Source organism: Mycolicibacterium sp. ND9-15 (assembly GCF_035918395.1).
GTDB lineage: Bacteria > Actinomycetota > Actinomycetes > Mycobacteriales > Mycobacteriaceae > Mycobacterium.
Genome location: NZ_CP142362.1, coordinates 2,765,866 through 2,776,582, shown reverse-complemented (window position 1 = coordinate 2,776,582; position 10,717 = coordinate 2,765,866). Strand labels below are relative to the sequence as shown.

General features: G+C 67.6%; 11 protein-coding genes. 5 read left to right on the top strand and 6 right to left on the bottom strand.

What is annotated here, in order from left to right; translation table 11 throughout:
• The first annotated feature begins 309 nt into the window (after positions 1 to 309).
• Positions 310 to 1,167 (top strand): HAD-IB family hydrolase, encoded by an 858-nt coding sequence (locus QGN32_RS13585; protein ID WP_442791700.1) that lies wholly within the window; start codon positions 310 to 312, stop codon positions 1,165 to 1,167.
• A gap of 420 nt (positions 1,168 to 1,587) precedes the next feature.
• Here the strand turns inward: QGN32_RS13585 and QGN32_RS13580 are convergent, their stop codons facing one another.
• Complete coding sequence (locus QGN32_RS13580; RefSeq protein ID WP_326544906.1) at positions 1,588 to 2,346, bottom strand: Fic family protein; 759 nt, start codon at positions 2,344 to 2,346, stop codon at positions 1,588 to 1,590.
• A gap of 113 nt (positions 2,347 to 2,459) precedes the next feature.
• On the opposite strand from QGN32_RS13580, the gene acs reads away from it, so the two are divergent.
• The gene (gene acs, locus QGN32_RS13575; protein ID WP_326544905.1) at positions 2,460 to 4,418 is read left to right on the top strand and encodes an acetate--CoA ligase; all 1,959 of its coding nucleotides are present in this window, start codon (positions 2,460 to 2,462) and stop codon (positions 4,416 to 4,418) included.
• A 120-nt stretch (positions 4,419 to 4,538) separates the two neighbouring features.
• On the opposite strand, the gene QGN32_RS13570 is transcribed toward acs, so the two are convergent.
• Positions 4,539 to 5,249, bottom strand: coding sequence for a S1 family peptidase (locus QGN32_RS13570; protein ID WP_442791699.1), 711 nt, complete (start codon positions 5,247 to 5,249; stop codon positions 4,539 to 4,541).
• 153 nt (positions 5,250 to 5,402) lie between these two features.
• Here QGN32_RS13570 and QGN32_RS13565 point away from each other — a divergent pair, with 153 nt between their 5' ends.
• Both QGN32_RS13565 and QGN32_RS13560 read left to right on the top strand, forming a co-directional pair.
• A complete protein-coding gene (locus tag QGN32_RS13565; protein ID WP_326544904.1) occupies positions 5,403 to 5,912 on the top strand; it encodes a phage holin family protein in 510 nt (169 codons plus the stop codon).
• Positions 5,913 to 6,860: an alpha/beta fold hydrolase gene (locus QGN32_RS13560; RefSeq protein WP_326544903.1), complete on the top strand. Its 948-nt coding sequence runs from the start codon at positions 5,913 to 5,915 to the stop codon at positions 6,858 to 6,860.
• Here the strand turns inward: QGN32_RS13560 and marP are convergent.
• Genes marP through nth form a run of 4 tightly spaced genes read right to left on the bottom strand, consistent with a single transcriptional unit; the run spans position 6,857 to position 10,277 of the window.
• On the bottom strand, positions 6,857 to 8,044 hold the full coding sequence (gene marP, locus QGN32_RS13555; protein WP_326544902.1) for an acid resistance serine protease MarP: 1,188 nt from the start codon (positions 8,042 to 8,044) through the stop codon (positions 6,857 to 6,859). The two genes, QGN32_RS13560 and marP, sit on opposite strands and share 4 nt — an antisense overlap.
• Entirely contained in the window at positions 8,041 to 8,817 is a 777-nt protein-coding gene (locus tag QGN32_RS13550; RefSeq protein ID WP_326544901.1) for an NUDIX hydrolase, read from the bottom strand. The genes marP and QGN32_RS13550 overlap by 4 nt, the downstream gene beginning before the upstream one ends.
• On the bottom strand, positions 8,814 to 9,473 hold the full coding sequence (locus QGN32_RS13545) for a TlpA family protein disulfide reductase (protein WP_326544900.1): 660 nt from the start codon (positions 9,471 to 9,473) through the stop codon (positions 8,814 to 8,816). Before QGN32_RS13545 ends, QGN32_RS13550 begins: the two co-directional genes overlap by 4 nt.
• A gap of 21 nt (positions 9,474 to 9,494) precedes the next feature.
• A complete protein-coding gene (gene nth, locus QGN32_RS13540) occupies positions 9,495 to 10,277 on the bottom strand; it encodes an endonuclease III (protein ID WP_442791698.1) in 783 nt (260 codons plus the stop codon).
• A gap of 144 nt (positions 10,278 to 10,421) precedes the next feature.
• On the opposite strand from nth, the gene QGN32_RS13535 reads away from it, so the two are divergent.
• Positions 10,422 to 10,715, top strand: a complete 294-nt coding sequence (locus QGN32_RS13535; RefSeq protein ID WP_326549059.1) for a hypothetical protein — start codon at positions 10,422 to 10,424, stop codon at positions 10,713 to 10,715.
• Positions 10,716 to 10,717 lie beyond the last annotated feature (2 nt).

Sequence of the window (10,717 nt, the reverse complement as noted above, 5' to 3'; positions counted from 1 at the left end):
GTTCCGCTACCAAAGGGAAATGGATTCAAATATCCGGAATGCGAAAGCGCGTGAAAAAGGGACGACCCCCGCCAGGGGGGGAGGAGGCGGAGGTCGTCGTGTATCAGCCCCGGGGGGTCGGGCTGATGCACACCCGACATAAGCCGGGTAAAGCTCACTATACACACGCCGGTCGGTCCAAGCGCAAGTGCTGATGACATATGCAGACGGCCCGATTTGCGGAAGTGTGGGGTCACCGACACGTGTCATAACCTGCCACTTTGTACACTCGCCCGCCGATTGTCACGCGGCGGCTCCTATGCTGGCGCTGTGAGTGCATCTGGTCCGGCCGCCGAGGCTTCGAACGCCTCCCCGACGGGTGTTCCGACGGACATTCCGGTCCGCACGGCCGCATTCTTCGACCTCGATAAAACGGTCATCGCGAAATCCAGCACGCTGGCTTTCAGCAAACCTTTTTTCGAGCAGGGGCTGATGAATCGCCGGGCGGTGCTCAAGTCGACCTACGCCCAATTCCTGTTCCTCATGTCGGGCGCCGACCACGACCAGATGGACCGCATGCGCGCCTACGTCACGAACATGTGCGCGGGGTGGGACGTCGAGCAGGTGAAGTCGATCGTCGGCGAGACACTCCATGACATCGTGAACCCGTTGGTGTTCGCCGAGGCGGCGGAGCTGATCGCCGACCACAGGTTGTGCGGCCGTGACGTGGTGATGGTGTCGGCTTCCGGCGAGGAGATCGTCGCTCCGATCGCCCGCGCGTTGGGCGCCACCCACGCGATGGCCACGCGGATGGTCGTCGAGGACGGCAAATACACCGGGGAGATCGCCTTCTACTGCTACGGCGAGGGTAAGGCAGCGGCGATCCGTGAGTTGGCGGCGCGCGAGGGGTACGCGCTCGAGCACTGCTACGCCTACTCAGATTCGATCACCGATCTGCCGATGCTGGAGACCGTCGGGCACCCGAGCGTGGTAAACCCCGACCGCACGTTGCGCAAAGAAGCGGCCGCGCGGGGTTGGCCCGTGTTGAACTTCTCCGACCCGGTGTCTCTACGGGACCGAATCTCGGCGCCCTCGGGTGCCGCCATGGCCACCACCGTTGCGGTCGGCATGAGCGCGTTGGCGGCCGGCGCGCTGACCTATTCACTGCTGCGGCGCTTCGCTTTCTAGGCGATGCTTCCCCCGGTGGCCACCGCGCGCGTAACAATCCGGCCTAGTGGCGAATTTGGGCCTTGATGTGACCGCGGTCACGGGGTACAAAGGAACCACGGAAGCTTGGAGAGGCCAAGACCGAGCCGGAAGAGAAGGCTCGGATCTCCCGCTTCAGGCTCCCCAGCACGGATCCCGGCACCCACGCGGAGCACATGCCGCGGAATAGGCAAAAGTGTTGCGGGCCTGCGTATTTGCGAAGAGCGGACGGCCACGGCGGCCCCTTGGGTGGGGTTGCAGCCGAAGCGCATCGACAAGACGCCGAGGCCACCCACGCAGCCCATGAGAGCACGCTTGGTAACCGGTGTCCGTGTTAGCGGGCGACGAGCCGAACCCTGTTCGGGCCGTCGCCCGCTTCGCGTTACTGGCGCCAGCGATGGGTCAGGACGACGACGCCGCCTGCGCGATCGACAGCGCCTCGCGGGCCCCCGCGTGCAGGGCGCGGCAACTCAGCAGGATCCACGCCGTGAGGCCGTCGGCGGTCCCGGACGAAAAGCCCCGCGCCGCAGCGTCGTAATCGCCCGACTGGCGCATCCAGTAGACCTCCGGCACGCCGAGGCCGTGCGGATCGAGTCCGGTGGTGATCGTCACCAACCGGGACGCCGCACGGGCCACCACACCGTCGGCGACTCCGAACGGCGCGAGAGTGAGAAGTTCACCGTGCACGACGGCCGCCAGCACCGGTGCTGGCACCCTGGTTCCTCCCGTGACGATGTCGGCCAACAAGGCCAGCCGAGTACCGACCTCGGCGTCGGTGCGCGGACGGCCCAATCGCTCGTCGTCGGTGATATCCGCGGCCGCCAACGCGTGCAGCCTCGCCATCGCCTGCAGCGGGGCTCGCTGCCACACACCGACCAGGGTCGTCGCTCCGCCTTCCAGCGCTTCGGACACCCGCAGCGCGCCGGCCAGCACCGGATCCGGCGTACCGTCGTCGGACAGCTGCAGCGAGCCGCCGTCCAGCACCGACGACGCGCGCGCGGCCCGCAACGCGGCCTCGGCGGCGTTCTTCGGCCAGCCACGGAGATTGGTGCGATGGCGGTGCGCGCGGCCCAACGCCTCGCGCGCCTCCTGCGCCGCCTCGGCGACGCCGGGCAGTTCCGCCAGCGGCGCCAACGCGTCCTTCGCGAAGCTACCGGTCACGGCAGCACACGCTAGCCCACCGTCGATCCGTCAGCCATCACGCTGCAGCCGCGGAGGGATCGGTCTGCGACATGCCAATGTGCGCCGCCGACAAGGTGACTACCCTCACAGATATGACAGAGACATCGGCGCAGCACGCTCACGGACCGTCCGTTTATCCCCCGTCCCCGGAGTTCGCCGAGCACGCCAACGCGACCGAGGATCTGTACCGCCAGGCCGAGAAGGACCGGTTGGCGTTCTGGGCGGAACAGGCCAACCGGCTGTCGTGGGAGACGCCTTTCACCGAGGTGCTCGACTGGTCGGAACCTCCGGTCGCCAAGTGGTTTGTCGGTGGCAAGCTCAACGTCGCCTACAACTGCGTGGACCGGCACGTCGAAGCGGGCCACGGTGACCGGGTGGCCCTGTACTGGGAGGGCGAACCGGTCGGCGACTCACACGCAATGACCTATGCCCAACTCAAAGACGAGGTCTGCAAGGCCGCCAACGCGCTGACCGAACTCGGGCTGCGTACGGGTGACCGGGCCGCCATCTACATGCCGATGATCCCCGAGGCAATTATCGCGATGCTGGCGTGCGCGCGTCTCGGGGTGTTGCACAGCGTGGTGTTCGCCGGATTCTCCTCCTCGGCGCTGGCGGCCCGCATCGAGGACGCCGAAGCCAAGTTGGTCATCACCACCGACGGGCAGTACCGCCGCGGTGAAGCGGTGCCGTTGAAAGAAGGCGCCGACGAAGCGGTGAAGGGCCAAGCCTCCGTCGAGCACGTCTTGGTGGTGGCGCGCACCGGTATCGACGTGCCGTGGACCGAGGGCCGTGACGTGTGGTGGCACGAGATCGTCGACGACGCCTCCGCCGAACACACTCCCGAGGCGTTCGATTCCGAGCATCCGCTGTTCCTGCTGTACACCTCGGGCACCACCGGCAAGCCCAAGGGCATCGTGCACACCTCCGGCGGCTTCCTCACCCAGTCGTCCTACACCCACTACTACGTGTTCGACGCGAAGCCGGAAACCGACGTGTACTGGTGCACCGCCGACATCGGCTGGGTCACCGGGCACAGCTACATCGTGTTCGGCCCGCTCTCCAACGGGTGCACCCAGGTGGTGTACGAGGGCACGCCCAACTGCCCGAGCGAGCACCGTCACTTCGAGATCATCGAAAAATACGGCGTGACAACCTATTACACGGCACCGACGCTGATCCGGACCTTCATGAAGTGGGGCCGCGACATCCCCGATGCCCACGACCTGTCCAGCTTGCGCCTCCTGGGGTCGGTCGGCGAACCGATCAACCCGGAGGCTTGGCGGTGGTACCGCAAGGTGATCGGCGGCGACCGGACGCCGGTCGTCGACACCTGGTGGCAGACCGAGACCGGGGCGATCATGATCTCCCCGCTGCCCGGCGCGACGGCGGCCAAGCCGGGTGCGGCGATGGCGCCACTGCCGGGCATCACGGCCAAGATCGTCGACGACGAGGGCAAGGAACTGGCGCCCGCCGCCGAAGGTGACGAGCCCGTCACCGGCTACCTCGTGCTGGACCAGCCGTGGCCGGCGATGCTGCGCGGCATCTGGAAGGACCCGGAACGTTACAAGGACACGTATTGGAAGCGGTTCGAAAAGCAGGGCTGGTATTTCGCCGGCGACGGGGCCAGGATCGACGCCGACGGCGACATCTGGGTGCTCGGCCGCATCGATGACGTGATGAACGTGTCCGGACACCGCATCTCGACCGCGGAGGTCGAGTCGGCGCTGGTCGGTCACTCCCACGTCGCCGAGGCCGCGGTCGTCGGGGCCAGCGACGAGACCACCGGCCAGGGCATCTGTGCGTTCGTCATCCTCGAGGCGCACGCCAAGGACAGCGACGACATGGTGCAGGAACTGCGCGAACAGGTCGCCAAGGAGATCGGAAAAATCGCCCGGCCCAGGGAGATTCACGTGGTGCCCGAGCTTCCCAAGACCCGCAGCGGCAAGATCATGCGGCGGCTGCTGCGTGATGTCGCCGAGGGTCGCGAGCTCGGGGACACGTCAACGCTGGTGGACCCCAGCGTGTTCGAGGCGATCCGGGCCAGTAAGTAGGCGGTCGGCCGCTCGCTAGCCGGCGCGCGGTGGCCACGGTTGCCGCCGTAACGGTTTGATTGCTCGCACCCTGGTGCGCGCTATCAACCCGTTAGTGCCCACCCCGCGCGCGAGGAGAAATCAAGTGACCGCACCGACGGGGACGAACCCCGTCCCCGCGCGTTGCTTGGCGGCAATGTCGGCAAGCTGCGTGTTGAACGACATGGTCACCGCTGGGGTGTGCAGCGGGATGTACTTGATGACGCACGTCGGCAAAGTCTCCGAGAACGCCCCGTGGATCATGCCGACCAGGCGGTTGTTGACGGTGACCGGCGCGCCCGAGTCGCCGGGCTGACCGCACACCTGGTTGACAATGGTGCCCGGCTCCTGCCCCGGCCCCCAGGTCACGCCGCACGAGTAACCGGTGGTACGGCCGAGTTTGCACGCGATGTCGCCGGCGACCGGATCGGGACCCAGTCCGTCGATCTCAAAGCCATCGACGTTGTTGACCGGACGCACCTTTTGCGGATCGAACTCGATCACCGCGTAGTCGAGCGCGTCGTTGCCCGCCACCATCGTGCCCAGTACTCCGGCGCCATCGGCGCCCTCGGCACCGACTGTCGCGCCCGGGCCGCCGCAGTGTGCCGAGGTGAAGCCCACGAGCTTGCCTCGATAGTCGCTGCCGATCGCGGTGAGCGTGCACAGCGTCTCACCGTTGACCACCAGGCCCGAGCCCCCACCCAGCGGGATCAGCGCTTGGGCTGGCGCGACGGCGGGCGTCGCGATGAGGGTTGCTGCGCAGACGGCAATGGTCGCGGCGAGACGACTCGGGCACAGGCCGCTGGTCTTCACGTGAACATTTCCCCTTTGATGCGCCCCGACCTGCCCTGTCATTGATCGAAGCAGTCTATCGTCGGTCGGGATCGTTCGAGCGCACGCCACATGGCAACATGAGTCGCGACCGAAACCAGAGCCGGCAATCCGGGCCACGCGGGAGGAACAGTCGTGAGCGATCGCAGGAGTAGCGCGCCGACCACCGTCACGTCGATACCGCTGGTCGACCCGCACGCCCCGAAGGCCGACCCGTCCATCGGTGATCTCGTCAGGGACGCGACGACGCAGGTGTCCACGCTGGTGCGTGCCGAGGTGGAGTTGGCCAAAGCCGAGATCACCCGCGACGTCAAGAAGGGCCTCACCGGTAGCGTCTTCTTCGTCCTCGCGCTGGTCGTGCTGTTCTACTCGACGTTCTTTTTCTTCTTCTTCCTCGGGGAGCTGCTCGACCTGTGGCTGGTGAAGTGGGCGGCATACCTCATCGTGTTCGGTCTGATGGTGGTGGTCACCGCAGTGCTCGCCTTCCTCGGTTACCTCAAGGTGCGGCGCATCCGGGGACCGCAGCAGACGATCGAATCGGTCAAGGAGATCCCCGAGGCGCTGACGCCGGGCCATGACAAGGCCAAGGAGATCGCGTCGGGCGACGGAAAGCCGGCGTCGACGGCCGATCCGTCAGGCTGGTAAGTGCCCCCACCCGCTCCATCGGTCGTCCGCATCGACGGGCCGTGGCGCCATCTCGAGGTGCACGCCAACGGAATTCGCTTCCATGTCGTCGAAGCGGAGTCGCCCGCCCCCGTGCCTGCGAGCACCGAGCGGCCGCTGGTGATTCTGCTGCATGGATTCGGCTCGTTCTGGTGGTCCTGGCGCCATCAACTGCGCGGCCTCACCGGTGCCCGCGTGGTCGCCGTTGACCTGCGCGGTTACGGTGCCAGCGACAAACCCCCGCGCGGCTACGACGGCTGGACGCTGGCCGGCGACACCGCCGGTTTGGTACGCGCACTGGGCCACAAGTCCGCGACGCTGGTCGGGCACGCCGAGGGTGGCTTGGTGTGTTGGGCCACCGCCGTGCTGCATCCCCGCGCGGTCCGGGCCATCGCGTTGGTCAGCTCGCCGCATCCGGTTGCGCTGCGGGCCTCGGCGCTGCGCCGCCGCGACCAGGGGCGCGCGCTGTTGCCGTGGATGCTGCGCTACCAGATACCGATGTGGCCCGAGCGCAGGCTCACTCGAAACAACGCCGAGGAACTGGAACTCCTCGTTCGCAGCCGCGCGAGTCGCAAATGGGTTGCTACCGAAGACTTCTCCGAGACCGTCGGCCACATGCGCCGTGCGATTCAGATCCCGGGCGCCGCGCACTCTGCCCTGGAATACCAGCGCTGGGCGGTGCGCAGCCAGTTACGTGGCGAAGGCCGTCGCTTCATGGGGTCGATGAAGCGTCCCATCAACGTGCCGGTGCTACACCTGCGCGGTGACGCCGACCCGTACGTGTTGACCGATCCCGTGTACCGCACGCAGCGTTACGTGCCGCACGGCCGGTACGTATCCCTGGACGGCGCAGGGCATTTCGGACACGAGGAGGAACCGGACGCGGTCACCGCGCAGCTGTCGCGCTTCCTTGGCCAGGTATACGGCTAACTGATGCAGGCACCGGTCGGCACCCGCTCGCTGTTGCTCAGCCTGTCCAGTTGATGTGACACCTCGTCGGCGGTGAGGACGAAGCCGGTGTCGGCGTCGTCGACTGCCGCGCCGAACACCACACCAAGCACGCGACCTTCCCGGTCGACCATCGGACCACCCGAATTACCTTGGCGCACGGTACCTCTGACGGTGTACACCTCACGCTCCACGGTTGTGGTGCGGTAGATGTCGGGACCGCTGAGCTCGATGATTTCGCGGACGCGCGCCGGAGTGGCGACGAAGTTGCCGCCGCCCGGATATCCCATCACCACGGCGTCGGTGCCGGTGGTGGCCGGGGCATCAGCGAAGGGCAATGCCGCCGACGGCAGGTCCGGCACGTCGAGAATCGAGATGTCGGCCTGCGGGTCGTAGGACACGACGAACGCGTCGTAGGTCTGCCCGTCAGCCTCGACGGTGACGCTCTCCGAGCCGGCGACCACGTGCGCGTTCGAGATGACGCGATTGGTCGCGGCAACGAAGCCGGTGCCTTCCAACACCTTTTGGCACCCCGGCGCCACGCCGCGGATCTTGACCACGCTGGGGCGCGTCGCCGCCACGACCGGGTCGGCGGCGAGCGAGGCGTCGGGAGCGTCGACGGCGACGATCGGGGTGCGGCCGAAGGGTTGCAGCACGTCCGGCAGGCCCGAGGTGTCCAGCAGAGCCGAGAGCCGCGTCGGCACCGACCGCAGCCACTGCGGCGCAGCGTCGTTGACCTCCTTGAGCACCTTGGAGCCGCGCACCGCGGCGGCCAGGTTCGGTTGATCCGAGGACTGCAGCGGATACGTCAGCATCCACGCGGCCACCAGGACCGCGACGATCTGTATCGCCACGCCGACAAGCGAGTCGACCGCGCGCAGCGAGCGGTTGCGGATGGCGCTGCGCACGGCACGGCCCAGCACGACGCCCGCGATCTCGCCGACCACGACCAGGGCGAGGATCAGAAACAGCGTCACGAACAGCCTGGTGCGGGGACCGTCGATGCTGGCGACCAGGTGCGGAGCCAACAACACTCCAGCGACCGCGCCGAGTACCACCCCGAGAAACGAGAGCATCGAGCCCAGCGCGCCCGAGCGCCAGCCCGAGATGCCCGCGACGAAAGCGATACCGAGGACGACGAGGTCCACCCACTGTGACGAAGTCATGGTTGTACCTCACCGTAACCGGCGCCGCGGCCGACAAGCGCCATTGCGTCCTCGAGTTCCCGCACGTCGCCGGTGTCCCACGGCTGGGCCCAACCTGCGACGTCGAGCATCGCCGAGATCACCTGACCGGTGAAACCCCACACCAGCATCTCGTTGAGCAGGAACGCCGGACCGGCGTATCGGCGGGTGTTGGCGTTGCGGTACACCATGATTCGGTTCTCGGGGTTGACGAACGCGCGCACCGGCACCCGGGCGACGTGCGCCGTCTCGGCTTCGTCGACGACACCCACCGGACCGGGGTCCGGCGAGTAGGCGAGCACCGGTACGACGTGGAAGCCCGACGGCGGAATGAACAGCCGCTCCATCGTGGTGAGCGGATGCAACCGACCGCTGTCGATACCGGTTTCCTCGTTGGCTTCGCGCAGCGCCGTCTGCACCGGGCTGCGGTCGCCGGGTTCGACCGCGCCACCCGGAAACGCGGCCTGCCCGGCATGGTGTCGTAAAGTGCCCGCACGCACGGTGACCAGCAGGTCTGCCTCCTCGGGTGCGCCGCCGGTGGGAGAGCTGGCCGGCCCGGAGAACAGCACCAGCACCGCTGCCTCACGCGCGTCGGCCTGCGCCGGTTTCCCTTCGCTGGTGACCATTGCGAGCAGTTCGGGCGGCACCCGCCTGCGGTAGGCGTGCTTGATGTCGGGAGCGTTGTCCAGCAGCGGTTTGAGCCAGGCCGGGGCGGCGTCCGGGGCCAACCCGCTGCCCTCGCTGACCCAGCTCACCCCGGCTCTCCCGTCCTTGGGCCGACTTCCGGTCCTACCGCCGCGGCGATCTCGTCGGCACTGGTGAACGAGCGCGGCAGGACGTCGGCAACGCTACCGTCCGCGCGCAGCACCACGGTTGCGGGCATGACGTTGGGCACCCGCAGCGCGGCGGCGATCAGGCGTCTGCCGTCCTGCAGGGTGGGCAGGCGCACGCCGAGTTCGGCCAGCCGCAGCAGCGCGGCGGTCTCGCTTTCGTCCTGATGCACGGTCAGCACCGTCACCGCAGAACCCATGCGTCGCTGGTACTCGGCCATCGCGGGGAGTTCCTCGGCGCACGGCGCACACCAGTACGCCCACAGATTGAGCACGACAACGCGGCCGGCGAGCGTCTTGGCGACATCCACGGTTGCGCCGTCCCCCGCACACTCCAGGGCGATCCCGCGCAGGGCTTCGGGACCGGGCCCTGCCCCCGGTGAGGGGCAGGGTCGCAGATCCGCAACGGCCCGCGGGCCCGAGAGGGCCTCTGCGGTGTCGGCATCGCGGCGGTCCCGTGCGCTGTTCAGAGACGACGGCCCGGTGGAGGAGGTGTCATCGTCGAGTTGCGCCCACAGCGCCCACCCGAGCGCGACCATGACAACGAGCACCACGACTGTCCAACGGGTCGAGGTACGCATGGTCGGTCGGGGTAGGCGGGGTTACAGCCCGGCCATGGCCAGCAGATGCTCGGTTTCGGGCCCCTTGACCAGCGGCGCAGCGGTCAGGGGGTCGGTCGGTCCCATACCGAACGAGGGGCAGTCGCTGGCCAGCACGCAGACGCCGCATGCCGGCTTGCGCGCATGGCAGACGCGACGGCCGTGAAAGATCACCCGGTGGCTGAGGTCGGTCCACTCACTGCGCTCGATGAGCTCGCCGACCGCGTGCTCGACCTTCACGGGATCTTCTTCGGTGGTCCACCCCCACCGGCGGACGAGCCGACCGAAGTGGGTGTCGACGGTGATACCGGGAACGCCGAACGCATTGCCGAGGATGACGTTGGCGGTCTTGCGCCCGACACCGGGCAGCGTGACCAGTTCCGCCATGGTCGAAGGGACCTCGCCGTCGAACCGTTCGACGAGTTCCTGCCCGAGCCGGATGAGCGAGTTGGCCTTGTTGCGGTAGAACCCGGTGGGCCGGATCATCTCCTCCAGCTCGGCCCGGTCGGCCTGCGCGTAGTTCAGTGCGGTGCGGTACTTCTTGAACAGCGCCGGGGTGGTCAGGTTGACCCGCTTGTCGGTGCTCTGCGCCGATAGGATCGTCGCGACTGTCAGCTCGAGCGGGCTGGTGAAGTCAAGCTCGCAGTACACGTGGGGAAAGGCCTGCGCCAGCGTGCGATTCATCCGGCGCGCGCGCCGAACGAGACCGATGCGCGTTTCACCGTCCCGATTTCGGGCGCGCTTCGGCGCGCCTGACTTCTTTGCCGACGTCCCGCTCACGGTCACAGATGCCAGCGTACTGAGACGCTCCGACAGCGCTGTGCCGAGCTACTGCGGACCGGTGACGATTCGTGATCGCGCTGAGACCTTCGGCGTGTTTACTTCACCCTTGTGTCCTGGTTGTTCGTTGGCCTGATCCCGGGATTGCTGATGGTTGCCACCCTCGGCCTGCAGCGACTCGAGGCCGGCCTGCACCGCGACACCGTCTCAGCCACCGATGTGGCCAAGTTCTTCCAGCACGCCGAGCCCTCCGACGTCGACACGCTGGCACGCGACGGGATGAGCCGCGCGCTGGACGGTCTGCGCGAACGGCAGCACATCGAGCACCCAATCGTCAACGGATCGGCCGCGGCCCATCGCACCGCAGATTTGCCCGCACGGCGATATCCCGAGCAATGCGTGAATCCGGAGTTTCAGCCGTCCCGACATGCAGATCGTGTGTAGCG